A 24213-nucleotide genomic window follows, 5' to 3' on the forward strand; every position below is an offset into this window, starting at 1 on the left:
AATGTGCCTCCTTTATGCTTCTTCTCGTTTATAGCAGACCAAGCCGTAACCAAAGCTGATTAGGCATCCAATCACGAACCCAACGGCCGTAATTATTTTCTTACGAGGGCCAGCGGGCTTATCTTCATCCGGCAAATTTGCTGAATCGATTACCTGTATATCCATACTCTGCATAGCTTCCTGAATCTTATCCTGCTCACATTGTTGCACTAGGCTCATATAGATCTTCTGCTTGATTTCCGCATCACTCTTGAGCTGCAGGAATTTCATCATATCATCCGGCAGCTTGCCGATTTCCTGTTCTTTCCTTTCTTTCTGTGCCTTGATGGCAGATTCACTAGCAACTGCTGCCTCCCTCTCTGCCTCAGCCACAGCCTGATTCTGCAGTAGTGTCATCTGGGCAGCATTAATCGTGGCTGCATTCGAGCTGACGATTGCGTTTACCTCATTTTCCAACGAATTGTGTAATTCGTTCAGCTGACGCTGTGTTGCAATCACTTCCGGATGCTTGTCCGTTAATTTCTGTTTAAGGCCTACCAATTCCACCTCTTTGTCGACAATTGATGAACGTATACTTTGAACCGTACTATTATCATTGATGCTATATTTACGCGTACCTGCCTTCTGCTCACCAAGTTTCTGCGTTGCCACATCATACTGCGCTTGTGACGATTTCTGCTTAACCTGCATTTCACTAATCGCTTTGTCAAAGGCCGACAGTTGCTCGAGCGCTTCTTTTGCCTGGTCATCCGGACTGTAAATCTGATGTTCTCTAGAGAATGTCGCCAATTTCTGTGCTGCATCATCGGATTCTTTCTTTGCTGTTTCAATACGCTCATTGAGGAATTTCACGAGCAGACTCTGTGTCTGCTGGTTCATATCCGTCTGCATAGCCAGGAAGTTATCCACTACTCCCTGACTTATTTTCTGTGCCTCTTCCGGCGTACGCCCCTTAGCTATGACAGTAATCAGATTCGTTTGTTTGATATTTTTGATATCCAGATTACTTTTCGCAAAACCAGCAGCACTCGGCTTATGTTTTTCATCCGGCCATTCCAGAGAGTCGATAACCGGCTCCAGTACATGACGAGATTTCATCAACTCTATATAGTTAGTTGGCGAAGCAGAACCACTACCACCACCGCCAATGCTTATCCCCAGCATACTTGCCATGGAGGATAAGCCGCTGATATCTTTACCTACGCTTCTCGTCTGTACCAGTGCTGTCGACTCGTATTGTTTCGGCATGACCAACGCTGCCCCCATGGCGACAATGGTGCAACCGGCAATGATGCCTCCTACAACCTTCTTTCGCTCCAGCATGATCTGTATAAATCGCCCAAGGTCGATGCTCTCTTCGTTTTCCATATTGTAGTAACGCTCCTTTATTCGTCGTGTATTTCGTGACTAAATTTTCCGTGCAACTATTATCAAAAAGTGTACTTATTGATAATGCACGAAAAATGTCTCAAAACTTGTCGTATATTCTCAAAACCTTCATCTAGACACGTAAAATAGGCAAAAAAATAGACATCCACAACGCCATTTGTTATAATGGAGGTTGTGAATGCGCTGTCTCAAAAAGTACACTTTTTGAGACAGCGCATCATTTATGCAATCAATAGCATTACACGCAAAAAGAGCATGGACACACTGCTTTGTGTTTCCATGCTCTTTCTTGTTGTCGTGTTATTTTAGGCATAAAAATAGCCCGCTGTATCAATTGATACAACGGGCTTTATCTTCAAGTGGTGCGGATGACAGGGGTCGAACCTGCACGTCGTGAGACACTGGATCCTAAGTCCAGCGCGTCTGCCAGTTCCGCCACATCCGCAGGAACTTAAGTATTATATCATGTTTTTCATTAGTCTGTCAATTCATCATGCCCGTACCAACAGTGGCTCAAAAAGGTCTACGAGCCAGGAGCCGAAACTGAACCCCTTGTCTACCTTGCCGACTGTCATGTCGACGCTGCCAATCTGCTCGCCGTCATACTTGATGATGGCCTTGCCGACTACGTCGCCATTCTTATGGGGAGCGGTGATGACTTTTGGCAGGTCATAGGCGACGGTGTAGTGCGTTGCATCCTCGCCGTTCAGCAATGGATAGTTGATGTCGCTGGCCAGATAGACATCGGTTGTCGCCTGTTTGGCGCCCTTTACCCAGACGCGGCGATGGACGCGCTCTTTCGAGAGGCCTTTGACCATCTTCACATGGTCAAAGCCATAGTCAAGGATAGCCTGCGCGTCGGTAAAGCGGTCTTCCATCGTCGGTGTCTGCATGAGCACGACGATGAGTTCCACGCCGTTACGCTTGGCCGATGCGGCCAGGCAGCCACCGGCCGCCTGGGTCCAGCCTGTTTTGATGCCGGTCATGCCCTCGTATTTGCCGAGCAGTTTATTGGTATTTTCCACTGGCAGATAGTGATTGGCCGGAAAGGCCCACTGGATCTTATCATGCTTCTGCCGCACAATCTCGCGGAATTTTGGATTTTCCATCGCATAACGGGCCAGTCTCGCAATATCCCTAGGCGTCGAGTAATGGTCAGGATTGGTCAGGCCGTTGGGATTGGCAAAATGCGTATCATTCATGCCCAGCTCCCGGGCCTTCGCATTCATGCGTTTGGCAAAGTCTGCCACGTTGCCATCGATCTGCTCGGCTACGGCCACAGCCGCGCCATTATCTGAGACCATCAGCATGCCCGTCAGCAGCTCGTCAGCCGTCAGCCGTTGTCCGGCCTTGATGCCCAGTGGGCAGTCCTCGGTTTCTGCCGCCGTCGGCGAAATGAAAACCTCCGCATGGGGACCGATGTTTTCTAAGCCCAGGATGCCTGTCATGATCTTTGTCGTGCTGGCCGGATAGTGGCGCTCATCGGCATTTTTCTCCCAGATGACGCGGCCCGTCGATGCCTCGATGAGGATTGCCGCCTTGGCCTTGATCTGCGGTTCCTGTCCGCCGTCTTCGGCTCCAGTCACAGGCATCTGTATGATAAGCAGGCATACCAGTAAGATGCCCGCCATGATTCCCTTGGAAAATCTCAAAATCTTGCTAAACCTCCCATAAAAAACAGAGCCCTTCCAAATTGAAAGGCTCTATTATTATAGCACTTTATGCCGCAATATGCATCTGACCGGTCAATCTTTCGGCATGGCCAGCCGCAATGCATCGCTGATGGTCTCGGCCCCATAGAGATGGATGCCGTCGACCTCACGCGCCAGCTGCCGGTAGTTCTTCATCGGCAGCACCACATGCTCAAAGCCGAGCCGCTTGGCCTCGTTGATGCGGATGTCAGCCTGGCCGACGGCGCGCACCTCGCCTGAGAGTCCCACCTCGCCAAAGACGATGGTCTTGGGACGCAGCAGGCGGTTGGCGAAGCTGGAAGCCATCGCCACGCAGATGCCGAGGTCGGCTGCCGGTTCATCGATGCGGATGCCACCGGCTACCTTGACATAGACATCGCAGGCACCAATCTGCAGGTGCACACGCTTTTCGAGCACGGCCAGCAGCAGCTGGATGCGCTTGATGTCGACGGAGTCAGCCGTGCGGCGCGGCGGCACATAGGGCGTCGGTGCGACCAGGGCCTGCAGCTCGACGAGCAAGGGCCGCGTGCCCTCGACAGTCGGGATGATGACCGTACCGCTGTCGCCGACACGGTCAGACAGGAAGAGCTTGGACGCGTCAGGCACATCGACGAGTCCCACCTCGCGCATCTCGAAAAGCCCCAGCTCATTCGTGCTGCCAAAGCGGTTCTTGACAGCCCGCAGCACGCGGTACTCGGCATTGCGCTCGCCCTCGAAGTACAGCACCGTATCGACGATATGCTCAAGAACCCGCGGGCCAGCCAGATTGCCCTCCTTAGTCACATGACCGATGACGAATGCGGCAATGCCGTTCGTCTTGGCAATCCGCAGGAGGTCTACGGAGCACTCGCGCACCTGCGAGACACTGCCCGGCGCGCTCTGCACATCGGGCTTGAAGATGGTCTGGATCGAGTCGATGACCAACAGGTCAGGCTTGATATTTGCCACATGGGCCTCAATCGTCTCGAGATTCGTCTCACTGACAACATAGAGGGTATCCGCGATGGCCTTGAGCCGGTCGGCACGCATGCGCACCTGCCGGGTGCTTTCCTCGCCAGTCACGTAAAGCACCCGGTGGCCGCCCCGCGCTACATCGGCGCAGACCTTGAGCGTGAGGCTCGACTTGCCGACGCCGGGATCGCCGACTATCAGCACCATCGAGCCTGGAATCACGCCACCGCCGAGCACACGGTCAAGTTCGCCCGAGCCCGTCGCAAATCGCGGCAGGTCCTCAACCTGCACCTCGGCAATCGGCTGCGGCTTTACGGCATCCGATAATCCCAGCCGCAGGCCGCCGCCCCCAGCAGGTTCGGGCGTTATGGTCTCCTCGACCATCGTATTCCAGGCACCGCAGCCGGGGCAGCGGCCCAGCCACTTAGGGGCATCATAGCCGCATTCCTGGCAGACATAGACAGTTTTCTTTTTCTTTGCCATATTATTTCCCTATCCTTTTGAGCAGACGGATTGTCCAGCGTCCGAGCCAGACAATCGACCAGAGCAGATTCGCGAAGAAATCCAGGATCCTGCCGCTACGGCTCTCTGGAGCCAATCTGTTCTTAGGCATCGGCGTTCTCCTTCTTTACTGCCTTCTGTTCCTTTTTCACGAAGTCGAGGCTGTCGCCGCTCTTGCGCACATAGATGGTATCGCCCGCCTTGAACTGGCGTCCGAGCAGTCGCTCGGCAATCGCATCCTCGATGTGTTTCTGCAGAGCGCGCTTTAGTGGCCGTGCACCGTATTTGAAGTCTGTGCCAGCCTCAACGAGCTTGTTCTTGGCCGACGGGCTGATCTCGAGCTTGATTTCCTTTTCCTCCAGCCGTTTCTTGACATCGCGCAACAGGATGTCGACAATCTTCGCCAGCTCTGGCCGTCCCAGCGGACGGAATACCAGCAGCTCATCGATGCGGTTGAGGAACTCGGGCTTGAAGATGCGCTTGACCTCACCCAGCACACGCTTGCGCGCATTCTCCTCAGCCTGCGCCTCCTCGTCGGCAGCACTGCCGATGGCAAAGCCCATGGCCGTGTTCTGTTTCTTGAGGAAGCTTGCCCCGGCGTTCGATGTCATGATGATGACCGTATTGCGGAAGTCCACCGTACGGCCCTGGCCATCGGTCAGGCGGCCGTCATCGAGCACCTGCAGCAGGATGTTGAACACATCGGGATTGGCCTTCTCGATCTCATCCAAAAGGATGATGGAGTACGGCTTGCGGCGCACAGCATCAGTCAGCTGCCCGCCCTCCTGATAGCCGACATAGCCCGGCGGCGCGCCGACCATGCGCGATACGCTGTATTTTTCCATGTACTCTGACATATCAAAGCGGATGACGGCATCTTCACTGCCAAACAGCGACTCTGCCAGCGCCTTGGCAAGCTCAGTCTTGCCGACTCCCGTAGGCCCCAGGAACAGGAACGAGCCAATCGGCCGTTTCGGGTCCTTGAGCCCGGAACGGGCCCGGCGGACAGCCTTGGCTACTGCTGTCACAGCCTCCTTCTGGCCGATGACGCGCCGCGTGAGGATTTTCTCCATATTGAGCAAACGCTCCGACTCCTTGGCCGCCAGCTGGCGGACAGGAATGCCCGTCCACTGCGCCACAACGTCGGCAATATCGTCAGCCGTGACCGTGATGCGGTTATTGCCGCGCTTTTCCCAGCGACGGCGCGCCTCGTCAAGCTCACTTTCAGCCGTCTGCACGGCATCGCGCAGCTTGGCAGCCCGCTCATAGTCCTGCGAGGCTACCGCAGCCTCCTTCTCGGTGTTCAGCCGTCCGAGGCGCTCACGGATTTCCTGTACCTTGTCCGGCGGTGCGACCTGGCGCATGCGGACCTTCGAAGCTGCCTCATCCATCAAATCGATGGCTTTGTCGGGCAGGAAACGATCGGTGATGTAGCGCTGCGACAGGCGGACAGCAGCCTCGATGGCCTCGTCCTCGATAGTCGCCCGATGGAACTCTTCGTACTTGCCGCGCAGGCCGCGCAGGATCTTGATAGCATCCTCCGGCGAGGGCTCCTCGACCACGATGGTCTGGAACCGGCGGGAAAGTGCCGCGTCTTTCTCAAGGTATTTCTTATACTCATCCAGCGTCGTCGCACCGATGATCTGGATCTCGCCGCGCGACAGCGCCGGCTTGAGGATATTGGCCGCATCGAGTGCTCCCTCAGCAGCGCCAGCTCCGACCAGCGTATGCATCTCGTCGATGAACAGGATGATATTGCCGAGTCGCTGGATTTCCTCGATGACGCCCTTCAGACGTTCCTCGAATTCGCCGCGGTACTTGGCTCCGGCGACGAGGGAGGCCATCGACAGCGAGACGACCTTCTTGTCCTGCAGCATATAGGGCACCGCCCCTTCGATAATGCGTTGCGCCAGTCCCTCGGCGATGGCCGTCTTACCGACGCCCGGCTCGCCGAGCAGGATGGGATTGTTCTTCGTGCGGCGCGACAAGATCTGGATTACGCGCTGGATTTCCTTTTCGCGACCAATGACCGGGTCCATCTGCGCCTCTTCAGCCATGCGGTTGAGGTCGCGCCCGTACTTCTTTAGCAGAGGCGCGCTTTCGCCTTTGCGGCCACGTGACCGCGTCTCCTGCGGGCCGTCATCCTCCGAATGCGGCTGGTCGATGCGGTCCATGACCTCATTCTGCAAGGCATCGGGATCGATGCTGAGCCGGTCGAGCACCTCGACCGCTGCGCCCTCAGTCTCCTGCAGCAGGCTCAGCAGGATATGCTCGGTGCCGATATAGCTGTGGCCAAGTGTCTGCGACTCCTCGACGGCCCCTTCCATGACGCGCTTAGCCCTTGGCGTGTAGTAGGGATTATCCGACGGATATTCCGCCTCCTTGGCCACGAGACTGCGGATCTGGCTGACAGCGGTCTCAAAGGTAAGGCCCAGCGCCTGCATCGCCTGGGCTGCTACGCCCTCACGCTCATGCAGCAGGCCGAGCAGGATATGCTCGGTACCGATATAGTCCTGCCCTAAATCCTGGGCTACGTACTGGGCAAATTCAATCGCCTTGATGGCGCGATTGGTAAAGTGATTTCGAAAATTCATGGATGTTCCTCCGCGCTCACGCGATGGTCCAGCAACGCTTGCCGCGTCTTGCGGGCCCTGAGCCGGTCAATCTCATTCTTGGACATATTCGCATTCTCGGCCAGATTCTGCAGATAGCTCTTGCGGCTGGCCAGCAGGATATCGGCATAACAATCAGCCGTAACCTCACTGATGAGCTTTAGATCGATGCCGAGGCGAACCTTCGAGAGCAGCTCCATCGTTTCCTTCTCGGACAGCAGCCGCGCGTAGGCCAGTGTGCCATAGGCGCGCCATACCTCGTCTTCGAGCTGTTCCTTGCGATAGAGAGCCAGGGCCTTGCGGGCCCGGCGTTCATGGGCGACGATTTCCGTCACGGCACTCTTGAGGTTCTCAATGAGCTCCTCCTCCGAAAAGCCCAGCGTCAGCTGGTTGGAAATCTGGAACAGGCAGCCAATCGGCTCCTTCGCATCGCCGTAGAGGGCGCGGACAGCGAGCCCCAGCTGCGGCGAGATGTTGATGATGCTGCCGACATTGCGCGTGAACACGAGTCCTGGCAGATGCAGCAGCACCGAGGCCCGCAGGCCTGTGCCGAGATTCGTCGGGCACGACGTCAGATAGCCCATCTTTTCATCAAAGGCAATATCGAGCTTGGACTCGATGAGATCATCGAGCGTCGAAGCTGTACTCATCGGCAGGTCAAGATTGAGCCCCGGCGCCCAGCACTGGATGCGCAAATGATCCTCTTCGTTGACCATAATGCTGATGCAGCGGTCATACGACACATAAGCCGCCCGATGCTGGGGATTCTTGACGAGATTCTCCGTAATCAGCTGCTTTTCAATCAAGACTTCACGCTGTACTGTCGACAACCGTTCGACATCGACACGGTCAAACGACATGCCCATCGATTTCTCGAGTTCCGGCAAAACACCATCCGTCGCTACGAGCACTTTTGCCAGCTGATTGAAGTCAGCCCGATTCGGGAACGGCTCGCCGCGCAGATTGCGGGCCAAGCGGATGCGGCTTGCGATGACGACATCGCTGTCCGTACCGCCACTTTTGAGCCAGGTGAGATCCTTATCCCGCAGCAATTCATTGATTGCCATCAGCCACGCCCCCTTCCTTGCTTAAAAGCTGAGCCTCAAGGGCCCTTATCTTATCACGCAGCTCCGCTGCCTTCTCATATTCTTCCTGGGCCACACTATCCTGCAGCTTTTGGCGCAGCATGCCAATCTCATGCTTGAGCTCGAGAGTGCCCCCCGTACGGTGCGGAATCTTGCCGCGGTGCAGGCTCGAGCCATGAATGCGGCGCAGCAGCGGCTCCAGCTGCTGCCGGAAAGTCTGGTAGCAGTCCGCACAGCCGATCTTGCCCGACTGCTGGAAGTCATGATAGCTCATGCCGCAGCTCGGGCAGACGAGCTCATGCTGCCCGGTCTGGCGCAGTTCCTCCTTATCCGCGTGGTTGCTGAAGATTCCCTTAAGGAAATCATCCATCGATACATTGCGCGGATGGTGCTCAGTCGCCATGAATTCGCCATAGGCTGCCGCACACTTCTCGCAAAGATTCTTCTCTACCCGCCCATCGGGGCCAATCTGGGTAATATGAACGACCGCCTCATTGCGGCCGCAATCGTCACATAACATCCGTTTCTCCTCCTTTGCAAAAATGCTCCGACCTGCTACGAGAAATTTTCCAGTGTCAGCAGCATAGACTTCAACAGATGCACACGTTCCTCATCCGTACATGTCGGCGACTCGAACACCGATACCACGACCTGCATCACGAGAGCTGCCTCACGATTCGTTATCATCTGATGCTGCAGCAGATAATGCACCATGGACTGTACCATCGGCAATTCCGTGTCCTTATCTATCTTGTCGAGCATGTCCTGATAGACCATATTGCGCGTCGGCACTTGCACGATGCGGATAAAGCCGCCAAGACCACGGCGGGATTCGACCACAAAGCCCTTGTCCTGGGTGAACCGCGTCGACAGCACATAGCTGATCTGGGAAGGCGCACAGGAGATCTCATCGGCAATGTCCGTACGCCGCAGCTCCACCTTGCCATCCTGCTGTGCCGCCAGCTGGCGCAGGATATAGGCCTCAATCAAATCTGCGATATTGCTCACAATAATCACCTTCTATTTAAATTGACCATTTGACTTTTATCTCACTCTATTATAACGCCTTTGCGCCGATTTTGCTACTGGGAAAATCGGGCAACGAAAAAGGAGCTGGTCTAGCAGCTCCTTTTTCGTTGCCCCCAGAGGGGAAGGCTTTATTGCAGTGCAGTCTTGAGGGTTTCCATATTCTTTTTCATCGTATCGATGTATGCATCCATAGCAGATTCATTTGCCTCACCCGTTACTATCGGGTCCAAGGTATAAATCTTGGCGCCGGTCTCGCGAGCTATGGTCTCAGCAGCTGTTGGCGAGTACTGTGGTTCGACGAACAGCACCTTGACTGGCAGATCCTTGACCTTGGCTATGGTTTCCTCGAGTTCCTGCGGCGCCGGCTCAGTGCCCGGCTCGCGTTCGATGACATCGACGATATTGAGCTTGAACTCCTTAGCCAGATACGGGAATGCCTCATGGAACGTCACGATATCCTTATGGGGCAGATTGTCGAGCTCCGCATGCATTTCTTTCTTGAGCGCTTCAAGTTTCATGCAGTAGTCCAGCGCATTCTTGCGATACTCATCCTGATGGGCAGGGTCTGCCTCACAGAGCTTGGCCGTGATGGCCTTGACCTGGGCAATCGAGTAAGTCACCGACGTCCAGACATGAGGATTTTCTTCATCGCCGTTCTTCAGCAGATTGATATCCTTGTAGTCCGCCGCCTCGATGACCTTGAGTTTCTTGTTCTGCTTTACGGCCTTGTCGAGGAAACTCTCCATGCCAGCACCATTGGCGACAAATACATCGGCCTTTTCCAGCGTCTTCATATCTTCCGTCGTCAGCTGGTAGTCATGCAGACAGCCCGTCTGGGGCTTGGTCATATTGATAACCTCGACGCCCTCGACACCCTTCGTGATGTTGATGACATCGATATACATCGGATAGAACGATGTGACGATGGTAAAGTCCTTCTTATTGCCAGACGGCTGCAAGGAACTGCACCCCACCGTCATGAATGCCATCATGAGCATCAACAAAAACACCACTATTTTCTTCAAGCAAATCCCCCTCTTCAGCAGCCAGCTGCTTTTCATAAGCTTATCATAAATACATTGTAACAACTGTGTCAAGCTGCCGCTAACGCATAGCCTTGCTGATCATCAGCCGGTTACAACCATCACGATATTCATACTGCATGCTGTCCACGTTCTTCTTGGCCAGGAAAATCCCCAAGCCGCCTCCCTGGCGCTCCTCTAAGCGCAAGGTAATATCAGGGTCCTGCCTTTTCAAGGGGTCATAGGGCAGCCCTTGATCGATAAACGTCAGTTCCAGCCGCGAAGATTCCGGCTGCCAAAAACCTTCAATCGTCACATCGCCTGTCTCGGCGCCATACGCATAACTAGCAATATTGACAAATATTTCCTCCACCGCCAGATCCAGCTGAAAACGTTTCTGCGACGAAATCTCCTGCTGCGCCAGCAGGCTGTCCACAAATGCATTGACCTGTGGAAGATTATCCACCTCTGCCTTAAGCTGCATCTCATGCCTTCCTTCCCCGCAGGATTCACTCTGCTGATTCAATCGTCAAAAAGCTGCTGAAACCAGTCATCTCGAATATATCGCGCACATTATCACCTACATGGATAAGTTTCATTTCCCCCAGATGCTTCATGCGTTTTTGAGCAATCAAAAGGGAATGGAGCCCCGCCGATGCGATATACTCGAGCCCGGCAAGATCCAGGATCAGCTCCGTGACTCCATCGAGTTCCTTTTCCAGCAAGGTATTGAACTGTGGTGCCGTGACCGCATCCATCCTGCCGGACAATGCCAGTTTCAGCGTCGTTCCCTGTCGTTCCTGCTTGATATCCATAACTGTCTGCTGCTCCTTTCAAGTCCTTCAGGACTGTACCCAAAGCCGTTGATATTTTTCCATCTGCCGGCAAAGATGCTGGATCACACTCTGGGCTACGGCTGGTTCTTTGCGCAAGATGCTCTCCATGGTAATCCTCGGGACAGCCAGCAGCATTGCCTGCTCGGTCAGAATCTCCAGCGCCAAGTTTATCTTGCGTTCCGGCAGCAGGATCATCTCATTGACCCAGGAGTTCTCTGCCAGGATGTCGAGGGTATTGTACCAGCCATCGCCTGTCTCTATGCTGCGAGCCACTTTGCCCCGCACAACGAAAAGGAACTGTTCATCGACATCCTTGCCGATGAACCTGTCACCTTCATAGCATGGCAAGAGCTTGGCGGTTCCCGCGAAAGACTGCACCAATCCCTTTTCGCAAGACTGGAGCAGCTGCAGACGAGACAAGGCATCCAATAGTTCCATCCGGACGAAAGCATACTCTGCCGGTTTCTGCCTGCTGTGCTCCTGCCAATTCTCCATGAATTTGCGGTAGTCCAGATGCCAGTCCGTCAGCATCTGCCGCAGGATCTGTCCGTAATCCTGAGCGAGCTTTCCTATCCCTTCCGGCGTGAAATACAAGCTGTTATAGGCAAACGTGATCGCAATCTCTTTTTCTCCATAACGGAAACGCAAACCCAGACACATATCGCGGATATCCACGACCTCCTGGGTCACGATATTCCCATCGGCATTTCCTTGGCGCTGCGAATAGCCAGCCTCCTCTTGGAAGAAATCGCTGAAATTCAGCACATGGTCAAAATCCGTTTCGTCCTGTCCCATGATAGCCCGTATATCTTCACGCCCCAGCGCTGCATACGAATGCGCCACCCGGAACTGCTTGAGCACCTGGTTGACAATCTCCTGTACAGCAGGTTCGCCCTCTACCCGCAGACGGAAGGGCAGCAGGCTCTGACTGCCTCGCGCCCCATTGCGGCTCGGCGCCAGCAGGCAAAAAGCCACATCCTGGCATTCGTTCTCTCCCTGCAGCAAGAGCCCCCACGCAGTCTGCAAGATAGACAGCAGCACCATCTTGTTATCCTTTGACAGCTTCCGCAGTTCTGACAAGACATCACCAGGAATATGGGTCAGATAGCTCTGCATCCTTCCCTGCTTTCCTGCCGCCAGTACAGCAGGTTTATTCACACAGTAAGGGATACGAGCAGGCGGTGGCAACTCGCTGAGCAGCTGGCTCCAATACTTGCGGATTGGTTCGGCGAGTCTCACCGTCCCAACTGGCGGAACGGCTGCCTTCTCCAGCGGCATATTCCTAAGCGCGCGGAAGATATTGCTCACATTGAAGCTTGCGATTACCGCCTGCACGCCTGTGACCACCACCGCGTATTCTTCCACGCCGGTATGGTAGACGGCAAACCGCAGCAGGCTGCCATGCCGCAGGTCAAAACCCTGACGCAGATCAGCCTCCATCAGTCGGCGCAGGTTGTCATCGAGATCCTGCCCCGTAAGCTTTTCGAGATTACGATACATGATCTCGGGCAGGTCGCGCCGCTCCTTGAATACTATCGCTCGCATCTCCCGGCCCACGCAGCAGAAATTGAGCCGCAGGATATCTTCATGCTCCGTCAGGGTCCGGATTGCCAGATTGAACCGCAAGGGCAACAGGCTTCCCTGAAACTTATACAGGATCTGGCGCAACGGACTTACAGGTATGGCTGCCTCTCCCTGTGACAAAACCTGCTGCTCTCCCTCAGTCAGCTCCCTGACATATTCTATCCGATTGGCTGAGTACCCCCAACGTTCATCTACCTGGGCACCGTACAGCTGGCGAAGGATTTCCTGCTGCTCTGCTGGCAGCTCTGCAACATCCCATTTACGCACATTCATCAGAGCTCCTCTATCTAAAATATACGGTCATCGCTTCAGTATTATCTTAAAATTCGCCAATCAGGCAGCTTTTCCCTGCCTAGCCAGTGAAAAACATCCACCAATGCTGAAAAGCAACAAAAAATTCCCTTCAGGAAAATCCTGAAGGGAATTCTTACTCTCTATAGCGATCTATGATTAGCCGAGGATAACCAGCGACTCATGCGCTTTTACGCTCTGGCCAGCATCAACGTTGAACTTCTTGACAACGCCATCAGCATCAGCAGCAATCTCGTTCTGCATCTTCATAGCCTCGAGGATCAGCAGCGTCTCGCCGGCTTTGACAGCCTGGCCTTCGCTGGCGACGAGTTTGACGATCTTGCCCGGCATCGGGGCATCGATGGAATGCTCACCAGCGCCAGCGGCAACAGCCTCTTTCTTCGGAGCTGCCGGTGCAGCCGGAGCCGGTGCCGGAGCAGCTTTCGGAGCCGGTGCAGCAGCCTTCGGAGCTGCCGGAGCAGCAGCTTTTACTTCTTCGACCTCTACTTCATAAGCATTGCCGTTAACAGTAATATTGAACTTTTTCATTAATAATTCCTCCAAATACCTTCAACTTCGGAATCAATCAAAACTGTTTGGCCAGACCGCCGCGAGCGGAAAGAGCCCATACATCGCTGCGCTTGATGCGGACAGCGATAACTTTATTCGACATCATCATCTGGACAGCAGCCGTAATAGCAGCTACTACCTCAGGCGATACGCCATTTGCTTCTGTTTTCATAGCTCGCCCTCCGATCAAAGCGGAATATTGCCGTGTTTCTTAGCTGGGCCAACTTCGCGCTTGCTGGCAAGAGCATTGAGAGCCGTGATGATGCGCGGACGCGTCTCTTTCGGCTCGATGACCATGTCGACGTAGCCACGCTCAGCAGCAACGTACGGCGTAGCGAAGTTCTCGACATACTCAGCCGTCTTGGCATCCTTATCCGGATCCTTGCGGAAGATGATGTTAGCAGCACCAGCCGGGCCCATGACTGCAATCTCCGACGTCGGCCAAGCCATGACCTGGTCAGCGCCGAGCTCACGGCAGCACATAGCGATGTAGGAACCGCCGTATGCCTTACGCGTGATGACCGTAACCTTAGGAACCGTAGCCTCGCTGTATGCATAGAGCATCTTCGCACCGTGACGGATGATACCGTTGTGCTCCTGATCGACACCTGGCAGGAAGCCCGGTACATCGACGAGGTTGACGAGCGGAATGTTGAACGCATCGCAGAAACGGATGAAACGTGCCGACTTATCCGAAGCATCGACATCGAGGCAGCCAGCCATGACGTTCGGCTGGTTGGCGATGATACCTACGCTGCGGCCGTCGAAACGGGCAAAGCAGCAGATGATATTCGTTGCGAAATGCTCATGGACTTCGTAGAACTCGCCATTATCAACGATGGAACGGATGACATCCTTCATATCGTACGGCGCATTCGGGTTGTCCGGGATAACCGAGTTGAGGCTGTCATCCTGACGATCCGGATCGTCACCAGTCTCCATGATCGGCGCATCTTCCATGTTGTTGCTCGGCAGGAAGGACAGCAGGTAACGGATCTGCTTGATGCAGTCGTCCTCATCCTCAGCCGCAAAGTGAGCAACACCGCTGCGCGTGTTGTGCGTCATAGCGCCGCCCAAAGCCTCAGCCGTGACTTCCTCAGCCGTTACCGATTTGATGACAGCCGGGCCCGTGATGAACATCTGGCTCGTATTCTTTACCATGTAGATGAAGTCCGTGATAGCCGGGCTGTAGACAGCACCACCGGCGCACGGTCCCATGATGACCGAAATCTGCGGGATAACGCCCGATGCTGCCGTATTGCGGTAGAAGATACCACCATAACCGGACAGAGCATCTACGGCCTCCTGGATACGGGCACCGCCCGAATCATTGATGCCGATGCACGGAGCGCCCATCTTCATAGCCAGATCCATGACTTTCCAGATCTTGTGCGCATGCTTCTCGCCCAGCGAACCACCCTCAACGGTGAAATCCTGTGCGTAAGCATAAACCAGACGGCCATCGACCGTACCATAACCCGTCACAACGCCCTCGCCCGGGAGTTCTTTCTTCTCCTGACCGAAGTTCGAGCAACGATGTTTCATGAACATATCCAGCTCAACAAACGTGCCTTCATCGAACAGCTTGTTGATGCGCTCGCGAGCCGTCTGCTTGCCTTTAGCGTGCTGTTTCTCGATGCGCGCCTGACCGCCGCCCTGCATGATATGCTCTTTTTTCGCATGCATTAATTCAATCTTTTCCTGAACAGTAGCCATTATATACCTCCTATAATTAGCTTGTGAGCATCCTGTCAATGACAAGATACTCATACACTGCAATCTCTATTTTGCACTATTTGTGTGAAAATTGCAAGACTAATTTATTACCAGGTATCAATCACGCTGGCAGAGTTCGAGGAGAACACCATGGGATGCTTTCGGATGAACGAAAGCAATCTTGGCACCACCGGCACCGATACGCGGCGTTTCATCAATCAGGCGGACGCCTTTTTCCTTGAGATCAGCCAGCGCTGCCTCGAGATTGTCAACACGCAGAGCGATGTGCTGGATGCCACCGCGGCCGCCGTTCTTCTCGATGAACTTGGCAATCGGGGACGTCTCGTCCGTAGCTGCCAAAAGCTCGATCTCGCTGCCGTTCGGCGTCGGGAAGAAGCCCGTCGTTACTTTCTGCTCAGCAACGGTCTCCTCACCATTTGCCGGCAGGCCCAGCATATCGCTCCAGAAGGAACCAACTTCCTTGAGGTCAGAAACTGCAACACCAATATGATCTACGCCTAATACTTTAAACATGATTTATTCCTCCATTCTATAATCTTGAAATTCATTTGAGCATCTCGTCCATGACCTCGCCGATAACTGTGTACGGGTCAGTCTCATGCTGCCTGATCTGCTCAACATAGCCATCCAATCTGCCACTGTCGACAATCTTTTTCTTGATGTAACTGCCGATATTGCTACTAAGGATATCGAGTATCTCATCCCTGGTACGCTTCGTCCGGCGTTTGGCCAGTTCGCCATTGCCTTCGATATACGTCCGATGCTTCTCTACTGTTCCTAAGAGCTCAGTGATGCCCTCATTCTGGCTGGCTACCACTTTCGTGATTGGCGGACGCCAGTCCGTCATCAGGCTGTCAAGATCAAGCATCATGTTGATCTCGCGAACCAGCTTATCGGCACCATCAAGATCTGACTTGTTGATGCAGTAAAGGTCGCCGATCTCGAGGATGCCAGCCTTGATGGCCTGGATATCATCGCCCATGCCTGGAATCAATACGACCATGGTCGTATCCGCAGCCTTGACGATATCTACCTCAGATTGGCCGACACCGACGGTCTCGACGATGATGATGTCCTTTCCGAAGGCATCCAATGCTTTGACAGCGTCAGCGGTCTTATGGGAAAGACCTCCAAGACTGCCACGAGTGCCCATACTGCGGATAAAGACTCCCTCGTCAAGAGTCAGGCCATTCATGCGGATGCGGTCGCCTAAGATGGCACCGCCCGTGAACGGGCTGGTCGGGTCAACAGCTATTATACCAACGGTCTTGCCCTGGGCGCGGTACTCTCTTGCAATCTTGTCCGTGAGCGTACTCTTGCCAGCGCCAGGCGGCCCCGTGATACCTAATACATAGGCATGTCCGGTATGGGGATAGAGCCTCTTCATGATGTCGGTCGCTTCATCATATTCATTCTCGATGGCCGTGATAGCCCGCGAGAGTGCCAGCCGGTTGCCTTTCAGCAGTTCTTCTGCAATATCCAAAATGCCACCACCTTTCGGTAGTTTTCACAAAAATGATGCTGGGAGGAAGCATGCTTCCTCTTCCCAGCACCACTATGAGTATTAGAGTTTTACATGTTCATTGATGAATTTGACGACATCACCAGTCGGCGTGCCCGGCGTGAATACTTCCGAAACGCCAGCCTCTTTGAGAGCCGGGATATCGCCCTCAGGAATGACGCCGCCACCGATGATCAGCACGTCGTTCATGCCATTCTTATGGATGAGGTCGACGACTTTCGGGAACAGGTGACCATGGGCACCGGAGAGGATGCTCATAGCGACGACGTTGACATCCTCCTGCAGAGCTGCCTCAGCAATCTGCTCCGGCGTCTGGCGCAGGCCCGTATAAATGACCTCGAAACCAGCATCGCGCAGAGCGCGGGCGACAACCTTAGCACCGCGGTCATGACCATCAAGACCCGGTTTAGCGACTAATACTCTGATTTTCTTTTCCATTTTGAATTCCTCCAAAAACGTAAACGCTATTCTTGTCCGATTGTTCGCGATAGGGACGCTTACAGGCTGACATGAGCCTCATACTCGCCGAATACCTCACGCATGACGTTGCAGATCTCGCCAAGGGTTGCATACGTCTTGACAGCAGCGAGGATATGCGGCATGAGATTTTCATTCTCATCCTGGCAGGCCGTCTTCAGGTCAGCCAGAGCAGCTTTTACTGCCTCATTATCGCGTTTCGCTTTCATAGCCTCAACCTTAGCCTTCTGACGCTCACCGACGGCCTCGTCGACTTTCAGCAGGCCTTTTGGAGGTTCTTCTTCCATCTGGAATTTATTGACACCGACGATGGTGCGGGCACCAGACTCGACATCCATCTGCCATTTGTAAGCAGAATCCTGGATTTCCTTCTGGATGTAGCCCTTCTCGATAGCGGCAACTGCGCCACCGAGATCGTCAATCTTCTTGATATAATCCCAAGCCTCAGCCTCGATGCTGTTGGTCATGGACTCTACATAGTAGGAGCCAGCCAGCGGATCGATGACATCAGCCAGGCCGCTCTCGTAGGCAACAATCTGCTGCGTACGCAGAGCAATCGTAACGGATTCCTGCGTTGGCAGGGCCAGTGCCTCATCACGGGAGTTCGTGTGCAGGGACTGAGTGCCCCCCATGACAGCAGCTGCCGTCTGCAGGGCAACGCGGACGATATTGTTGTTCGGCTGCTGAGCCGTCAGCATCGAACCAGCCGTCTGGGTATGGAAACGCAGTTTCATGCTCTTATCGCTCTGGGCATGGAAACGCTCCTTCATGACTTTCGCCCAGATACGGCGGGATGCGCGGAACTTCGCTACCTCTTCCAGGACGTTGTTGTGTGCGTTCCAGAAGAAGGACAGGCGGCCAGCAAAGTCGTCAATCTTGAGTCCAGCCTTGATAGCTGCCTCGCAGTAAGCGATACCATCGGCAATCGTGAAGGCGATTTCCTGAGCAGCTGTGGAACCAGCCTCACGGATATGATAGCCGGAAATGGAAATCGTATTCCATTTCGGTACGTTCTGGGAACAATACTCGAAGATATTCGTGATCAGGCGCATGGACGGACGCGGCGGGAAGATATACGTACCGCGTGCGGCATACTCCTTGAGGATATCGTTCTGAATCGTACCACGCAGCTGGTCAGCCGGTACACCCTGTTTCTCAGCTACAGCGATATACATAGCCAAGAGGACCGATGCCGGTGCATTGATGGTCATCGACGTGGAAACCTTGCCGAGATCGATCTGATCGAACAGCGTCTCCATATCAGCCAGCGAGTCGATAGCAACACCGACCTTGCCGACCTCGCCTTCAGAAATCGGATCCGTAGAATCATAACCGATCTGCGTCGGCAGATCGAAGGCACAGGACAGGCCCGTTGCACCGTTCTCGATCAGCATGCGATAGCGTTTGTTTGATTCCTCAGCGGTGGAGAAACCAGCATACATACGCATCGTCCAGAAACGACCGCGATACATCGTCGGCTGGACACCGCGGGTGTACGGATAAACTCCTGGGAAACTGATCTCGTCAGCATAATCCGTATCCTTGATGTCAATCGGCGTGTAAAGGCGTTTTTCCGGCAGATGTTCACGCTCCGGGAAACGTGCGATTGCTTTTTCGACGCTGGCTTCGTATTTGGCGAGCTCAGCCTGGATTTTCTCATTGCTCATTTGGAAATTCCTCCTGATTCATTCAGTCAATCTATATCTATATATTATCTGTATGTGATTTTCTTATTTTGCCATGCTGCCTGTCTCGACGAAACGCTCATGGAAGGAAAGCGCCTCTTCAAGGATGTGCGGCGTATGGGCATGCTTCGTTGCCTCAGTCGCACGGTTGAAGTAATCGAGCAGGATTGGGCGATAATCCGGATGTGCGCAGTTGTTGATGATCTCAAGGGCACGCTCACGCGGTGCCTTGCCCCGCAGATCGGCAATGCCCTGCTCCGTGATGATGATATCTACATCATGCTCCGTGTGATCGATATGCGAACAGAACGGAACAACAGCGGAAATCTTGCCTTCTTTAGCAATCGACGGCGTATAGAAGATGGTCAGGTAAGCGTTACGGGCAAAGTCGCCGCTGCCGCCGATACCGTTCATCATCTTAGTCCCCGTGATATGCGTCGAGTTGACGTTGCCATAGATATCGACCTCGATGGCCGTGTTCATGGCGATGACACCTAAGCGATGGACGACCTCTGGGCTGTTGGAGATTTCCTCCGGACGCAGCAGCAGGTATTTCTTATACTTGGCTACATCCTTGTAGAAACGAGCCATGCCCTCTGGCGACGGGCTGAATGCCGTGCCCGATGCAAAATTCAACTTGCCAGCATCGATAAGGTCGAGCATGCCGTCCTGGATGACCTCGGTGTAAACCGTCAGATCTTTGAGGTCAGAATCGACAAAACCAGCGATAACGGCGTTAGCGACGTTACCGACACCAGACTGCAGCGGCAGCAGGTTCTTCGGCATGCGGCCAGCCTCGATTTCCTTGTTGAGGAACTCCAGCGTGAACTCGCTCATCTTCTTGGAATCTTCATCGATTGGTTTCAATGGACGCGTGTGATCTGGAATATCGCAGGGAACGATGTATTTGATCTTTTCCGGCGTACACGGGATATAGGTCGTGCCCACGCGGTCATTGGCCTTGACGATTGGAATCGGCAGGCGGTTCGGCGGATCCATCGGGATGTAGACATCGTGCATGCCTTCAAGATCCAGCGGCTGCGAGGTGTTGACCTCGACGATGACGACATCCGCGCTCTGGACATACGATGCAGCATTGCCCAAGGAAGTCGTCGGGATGATATTTCCCTCTTCCGTAATCGCGCAAGCCTCGACAACGGCTACATCGACATTGCCCAGATAGCCGCAGCGGCTAAGCTGTGCCGACTCCGACAGATGCAGGTCGAGGTAATCGACCGAACCGTCGTTGATCTCATTGCGCAGTACCTTGTCTGTCTGATACGGCAGACGCTGCTTAATGCCATGTACCGATGCCAGTGCATCATCAAGCTCCGGGCCCGTAGAAGCGCCCGTCCACAGGTTAATCGCAAATGGCTCCTTTTTCATGCGCTCAACGAGTGCAAGCGGAACAGCCTTCGGATACGCAGAAGCGGTAAAACCGCTCATAGCGACGTTCATATCCGGTTTGAAGAATGCTGCAGCCTCTTCAGCCGATACGATTTTCGCTTGCAATGCTTTGTTGCGTACGCGATCGAGAATGTCAATCATGGAAAATCCTCCCTCATCAGTGCCGACCCATCTTCGGTTCCGGCACCAGATTTTAACGATTGGGACGCCGCATCTTGTTTCGAATTCCTTGTTATGATTCATAACATGTGGAAGTATAACACGAAGTTATCAACATTATGAATTATAATCATAGATTATCATAACACTATGCCTTGATTATGCCCCATGACTAAGGATAGCACGAAAAGAAAACGCCGTCAAGTTAGACTTGACGGCGTTTGACGAGATTTCGTGCAAAGCTTCACGTATGAATTTTTTGTGCTTATTTGCGGGTAATATGATATGACAAGCTACTAAGACCAATTGATAAATCTTCATTGACGATATGCATGGTCTCAGGCACTTCCATCTTGATCGGGGCAAAATTCCAGATGCCTTTTACGCCTGCATCGACGAGCTTATCTGCTACGCCCTGGGCAAAGGCAGCCGGCACGGCAATGATGCCGATATGGATATTGCGCTCCTTGACAATAGCCTTCATGTTGCGGATATCCTCAACCTTGACATGATTGACCGTCGTCCCGATGACATTCGGATCCTGGTCAAAAAGTGCCACGAGGTTGAACCCTAGCGTCACGAAGTTCTGATAGTTCGCCAGCGCCGCACCAAGATGACCGATGCCGACCACAGCGATATTCCAATGGTTATCCAGTCCTAAGATCTCACCTACATTGCGCTTAAGCTCATTGACATAATAGCCCACGCCCTTCTTGCCGAACTGGCCGAACGACGCCAGATCCTTACGGATCTGCTCGGGGGTGATGCCCAGCCGGCGGCCAAGCTCATCAGAGGAGATAATATCGATCCCCTCATCCTGCGCCAGACGCAGGGTACGGAAATATAACGGAAGGCGGTCGATGGTTGCCTTAGATATATTCACTTGACCTTTCATATATACGCCTCCCTATTCTTCATCTTGTTCTGCTGGTTCATTCAAGATTGCCAGCGCTGCTGTCAATGCGGCCATCATCCACAGGAACATCGACGATGGGATATTGAACAGCAGATCATCGGTAAAGCCGTTGAGGGCCACCGACAGGATGGCAAGGCCCAGTCCCAAGGACAAGCCGCCTAGCAGGCGGTAGTCCTGCCAGTCACAGCAGTCCTTCCAGAACGGTGTCGCCGGTGTATCCTGGGTAGCCTGCATGCTCTGCTCGACACGCTGGAGTTCCGCATCAGCCGCCGCATCTTCCCTGAGGTCAAAGGGCGTCGCCTCGACTGGCGCGGGAACCGGCGGCAAGAATTTCTGCCGCAGTGCCAGTCCCATCGTGCCGAAAAAATACCATAAGAACGCCAGCGCTCCCGGAATGCCGATTTCCGCCGCATAGTTCAGGTAGAGATTATGCGCATGCACGATGCGGATATCCGCCCCCTGCAAATAGAAATCATATTCCGGATAGACCATCCAGTACGCACCCCAGCCAATGCCGAAGAAGGGATGATCCTGGATCATGGCCACGGTACTTTCCCAAAAAGCCAAACGCATCTCCGAGGAAGTATCGACCTTCGTGAATACCGAGGTCAGCCGCTCGTAAAGCACGGGATCAGCCAGCAGCAGGATGCCGCCAACGACAACACAGCCCAGCAGGATGCGCCAGTCTTTCAGCATGCCATAGATCACCAGGATCACGGCCATGACCAGCAGGGCACCGCGGGCATACGTCATAGCCAGGCAGGCAGCTGCCAGTACCATGAACACGCCCAGCACGATGCGCTTGGCCTTGCTGTCCGCTTTGACAAACAGGCCAAAAGCCAGGCAGATGATGATATCGAGATAACCAGCCAAGATGTTGGGATTCTCCCAAGTCGAGAAAACGCGTTTCCGCAGCTCGGGGAACGCATCGCCATCCACCCATTTCATCGCACTGATGTCGATGCCGAAAATGAACTGATAGATGCCATAGAGCACCACAAACACAGCGGCAGCAGCCATGGCCAGCAACACCTGCCGGATTTGCCGGGCATCGCGGGCCTGCTGGCCCACCAGGAAGTAAGTCAGCGCATAGACACCCACGAGATTGTACCAGTTGTAGAAACTGAACCCGCGATCCGGTGAGCCCACGATCGAGACACCACTCAGCAGCAGGAACAGGCACACAGGCACATCAAAGGGCAGATGACGGAACTTGAACGCGCGGTCCACCCGGAACCGCAGCACCGTGAGCACGACGCCTGCCAATAAGGCAATCGTTGCCCCTGCCGGCCACAAGGCTAGCAAGAACACTTCGGCCAGCAGCGCATACCAGGACCAGTCCGTAAAGCGCTTGCACCATTTCTGGCGGAATGCCTCACGGCGGCGCTGATGGATTTCCCGCATGGAATCAGACTCCACAGCCATCACATTTCCCCCTTCCGTTCAAGCAGCAGATGGCGGACTTCGCCGACCAGATACAATGACCCCGCCATGATCAAAAGCTTTTCGCTATTGGCAAGCTCCAGCGCACGGTCAAGGGCCTCGCCGTTATCAGCGATTGCCTCAACATGCTGGACATGCGGCGATGCGCGTCTTGCCAGCTCCTGCGGGTCTGAGGCCCGCTCCGAATCAGGAACGGTGACCACCACCGTATCGTTGGGCCGCAGCAAGATATCCAGCATCGTCTCGATGTCCTTATCTTTGAGGATTCCGAGCAGCAGCACGCGCTGCTCAGCTGGGAAATAGAGATCCAGGCTGTCGCGCAGGGCCTGCATGCCAGCTGGATTATGGGCACCGTCAACAATGACTGATTGTCCTCCCAGCTCGATGCGCTCAAACCGTGCTGGCCAGTTGACCATCTTCAAGGCCTCACCTATCGTGATCTCGTTGACCCTCTCGTCGATATTATGGATCAGCTGAGCCGTCATGACAGCCACAGCACTATTGGCTACCTGATGGCGTCCTAGCAGACGCAGTTCATAGGGCGTCTGCAGCTGTCCCAGCAGCGCGGAAGTGAACTGCACTTGCTGTGTGCGTCCGTCACAGGAAAGATAATCCATCTGGAAATCAACGCCTGACACAAACACATCGGCGTTCTTCGCCTCTGCCGTCTGACGGATGATTTCCAGTGGCACACCATCGGCTGCTGTAACGACTGGTACGCCCTCCTTGATAATCCCTGCTTTATGCTCAGCGATGCCTTCGAGGGTTCCGCCACAGCGATCCGCATGCTCAAAGGTCACATTGGTGATGACCGAAACCTCCGGCGTGATGACGTTGGTCGAATCAAGCAGGCCGCCGAGGCCAACCTCGATGACTGCGTACTCCACATGACGCATGGCAAAATAGAAGAATGCCAGCGCCGTCAGCACCTCGAACTGGGTCGGGCACTCATCGCCTTCGGCTACCATCTGCTCCACATAGGTGCGGATGGTGCTCAGGCAGTCGGCAAATTCCTGCTCGCTTATGGGCTGGCCATCCACCTGGATGCGCTCCGTATAGGAGACCAGATGCGGCGAGCTGTACATGCCCGTATGGATATCCGAACGGCGCAGGATGCCGGCGAGCATCGCCGACACCGATCCTTTGCCATTCGTACCAGTCACATGAATGGTGCGATACCGGTCCTGCGGCACATCCAGGAGCTCCAGCAGCCGCTGGATGCGCGAAAGCCCCAGCTTGATGCCAAAGATATTCAGCCCCTCCAGATAGGCGAGGGCTTCCTGATAATTCATGTTACGATTCTCCT

At 54.2% G+C, this 24213-nt stretch carries 23 protein-coding genes and 1 tRNA gene; all 24 read right to left on the reverse strand.

Annotation, left to right across the window (positions count from 1 at the left end; all coding sequences use genetic code 11):
- Positions 1–12: 12 nt before the first annotated feature.
- The 24 genes from BM322_RS03665 to BM322_RS03775 all read right to left on the reverse strand — a co-directional run bounded on the left by BM322_RS03665 (position 13) and on the right by BM322_RS03775 (position 24199).
- Positions 13–1368, reverse strand: a complete 1356-nt coding sequence (locus BM322_RS03665; protein WP_075428558.1) for a GumC family protein — start codon at positions 1366–1368, stop codon at positions 13–15.
- Between the two features lie 381 nt (positions 1369–1749).
- Positions 1750–1834, reverse strand: a tRNA-Leu gene (locus BM322_RS03670).
- 46 nt (positions 1835–1880) lie between these two features.
- On the reverse strand, positions 1881–3041 hold the full coding sequence (locus BM322_RS03675) for a D-alanyl-D-alanine carboxypeptidase family protein (protein ID WP_318254519.1): 1161 nt from the start codon (positions 3039–3041) through the stop codon (positions 1881–1883).
- 93 nt (positions 3042–3134) lie between these two features.
- On the reverse strand, positions 3135–4514 hold the full coding sequence (gene radA / locus BM322_RS03680; RefSeq protein ID WP_075428560.1) for a DNA repair protein RadA: 1380 nt from the start codon (positions 4512–4514) through the stop codon (positions 3135–3137).
- Between the two features lies 1 nt (position 4515).
- Entirely contained in the window at positions 4516–4644 is a 129-nt protein-coding gene (locus BM322_RS13770; protein ID WP_318254520.1) for a hypothetical protein, read from the reverse strand.
- On the reverse strand, positions 4637–7126 hold the full coding sequence (locus BM322_RS03685; RefSeq protein WP_075428561.1) for an ATP-dependent Clp protease ATP-binding subunit: 2490 nt from the start codon (positions 7124–7126) through the stop codon (positions 4637–4639). Before BM322_RS03685 ends, BM322_RS13770 begins: the two co-directional genes overlap by 8 nt.
- A complete protein-coding gene (locus BM322_RS03690) occupies positions 7123–8211 on the reverse strand; it encodes a protein arginine kinase (protein WP_075428562.1) in 1089 nt (362 codons plus the stop codon). The genes BM322_RS03685 and BM322_RS03690 overlap by 4 nt, the downstream gene beginning before the upstream one ends.
- Positions 8198–8749 carry a UvrB/UvrC motif-containing protein gene (locus BM322_RS03695; RefSeq protein ID WP_075428563.1) on the reverse strand — a complete coding sequence of 184 codons (552 nt, stop codon included), beginning with the start codon at positions 8747–8749 and terminating at the stop codon, positions 8198–8200. The genes BM322_RS03690 and BM322_RS03695 overlap by 14 nt, the downstream gene beginning before the upstream one ends.
- A 35-nt stretch (positions 8750–8784) precedes the next feature.
- Entirely contained in the window at positions 8785–9237 is a 453-nt protein-coding gene (locus BM322_RS03700) for a CtsR family transcriptional regulator (RefSeq protein WP_075428564.1), read from the reverse strand.
- Between the two features lie 149 nt (positions 9238–9386).
- Entirely contained in the window at positions 9387–10256 is an 870-nt protein-coding gene (locus BM322_RS03705; protein WP_318254529.1) for a metal ABC transporter substrate-binding protein, read from the reverse strand.
- A gap of 106 nt (positions 10257–10362) precedes the next feature.
- Entirely contained in the window at positions 10363–10764 is a 402-nt protein-coding gene (locus BM322_RS03710; protein WP_075428566.1) for an ATP-binding protein, read from the reverse strand.
- 25 nt (positions 10765–10789) lie between these two features.
- Positions 10790–11095 carry an STAS domain-containing protein gene (locus tag BM322_RS03715; protein WP_075428567.1) on the reverse strand — a complete coding sequence of 102 codons (306 nt, stop codon included), beginning with the start codon at positions 11093–11095 and terminating at the stop codon, positions 10790–10792.
- A gap of 27 nt (positions 11096–11122) precedes the next feature.
- Positions 11123–12973 carry a condensation domain-containing protein gene (locus BM322_RS03720; protein WP_075428568.1) on the reverse strand — a complete coding sequence of 617 codons (1851 nt, stop codon included), beginning with the start codon at positions 12971–12973 and terminating at the stop codon, positions 11123–11125.
- Between the two features lie 177 nt (positions 12974–13150).
- Entirely contained in the window at positions 13151–13540 is a 390-nt protein-coding gene (locus BM322_RS03725) for a biotin/lipoyl-containing protein (protein WP_075428569.1), read from the reverse strand.
- 37 nt (positions 13541–13577) lie between these two features.
- Positions 13578–13733: a methylmalonyl-CoA carboxyltransferase gene (locus BM322_RS03730; RefSeq protein WP_075428570.1), complete on the reverse strand. Its 156-nt coding sequence runs from the start codon at positions 13731–13733 to the stop codon at positions 13578–13580.
- 14 nt (positions 13734–13747) lie between these two features.
- Positions 13748–15277, reverse strand: coding sequence for an acyl-CoA carboxylase subunit beta (locus tag BM322_RS03735; protein ID WP_075428571.1), 1530 nt, complete (start codon positions 15275–15277; stop codon positions 13748–13750).
- Positions 15278–15394: 117 nt separating this feature from the next.
- Positions 15395–15811, reverse strand: a complete 417-nt coding sequence (gene mce, locus BM322_RS03740) for a methylmalonyl-CoA epimerase (protein WP_075428572.1) — start codon at positions 15809–15811, stop codon at positions 15395–15397.
- 31 nt (positions 15812–15842) lie between these two features.
- Positions 15843–16781: a methylmalonyl Co-A mutase-associated GTPase MeaB gene (gene meaB / locus BM322_RS03745; protein ID WP_075428573.1), complete on the reverse strand. Its 939-nt coding sequence runs from the start codon at positions 16779–16781 to the stop codon at positions 15843–15845.
- A gap of 81 nt (positions 16782–16862) precedes the next feature.
- Positions 16863–17258, reverse strand: a complete 396-nt coding sequence (locus BM322_RS03750; protein WP_075428574.1) for a cobalamin B12-binding domain-containing protein — start codon at positions 17256–17258, stop codon at positions 16863–16865.
- 59 nt (positions 17259–17317) lie between these two features.
- Positions 17318–18964: a methylmalonyl-CoA mutase gene (locus tag BM322_RS03755; RefSeq protein ID WP_075428575.1), complete on the reverse strand. Its 1647-nt coding sequence runs from the start codon at positions 18962–18964 to the stop codon at positions 17318–17320.
- Positions 18965–19027: 63 nt separating this feature from the next.
- Positions 19028–20530 carry an acetyl-CoA hydrolase/transferase family protein gene (locus BM322_RS03760; protein ID WP_075428576.1) on the reverse strand — a complete coding sequence of 501 codons (1503 nt, stop codon included), beginning with the start codon at positions 20528–20530 and terminating at the stop codon, positions 19028–19030.
- Positions 20531–20813: 283 nt separating this feature from the next.
- Positions 20814–21443, reverse strand: coding sequence for a redox-sensing transcriptional repressor Rex (locus BM322_RS03765; protein ID WP_075428577.1), 630 nt, complete (start codon positions 21441–21443; stop codon positions 20814–20816).
- A 12-nt stretch (positions 21444–21455) separates the two neighbouring features.
- Positions 21456–22889, reverse strand: a complete 1434-nt coding sequence (locus BM322_RS03770; RefSeq protein WP_318254521.1) for an O-antigen ligase — start codon at positions 22887–22889, stop codon at positions 21456–21458.
- Positions 22889–24199, reverse strand: coding sequence for a folylpolyglutamate synthase/dihydrofolate synthase family protein (locus tag BM322_RS03775; RefSeq protein ID WP_075428578.1), 1311 nt, complete (start codon positions 24197–24199; stop codon positions 22889–22891). The genes BM322_RS03770 and BM322_RS03775 overlap by 1 nt, the downstream gene beginning before the upstream one ends.
- Positions 24200–24213 lie beyond the last annotated feature (14 nt).

The organism is Selenomonas sp. GACV-9, assembly GCA_900116485.1.
Classification (GTDB): domain Bacteria; phylum Bacillota; class Negativicutes; order Selenomonadales; family Selenomonadaceae; genus Selenomonas_A; species Selenomonas_A ruminantium_G.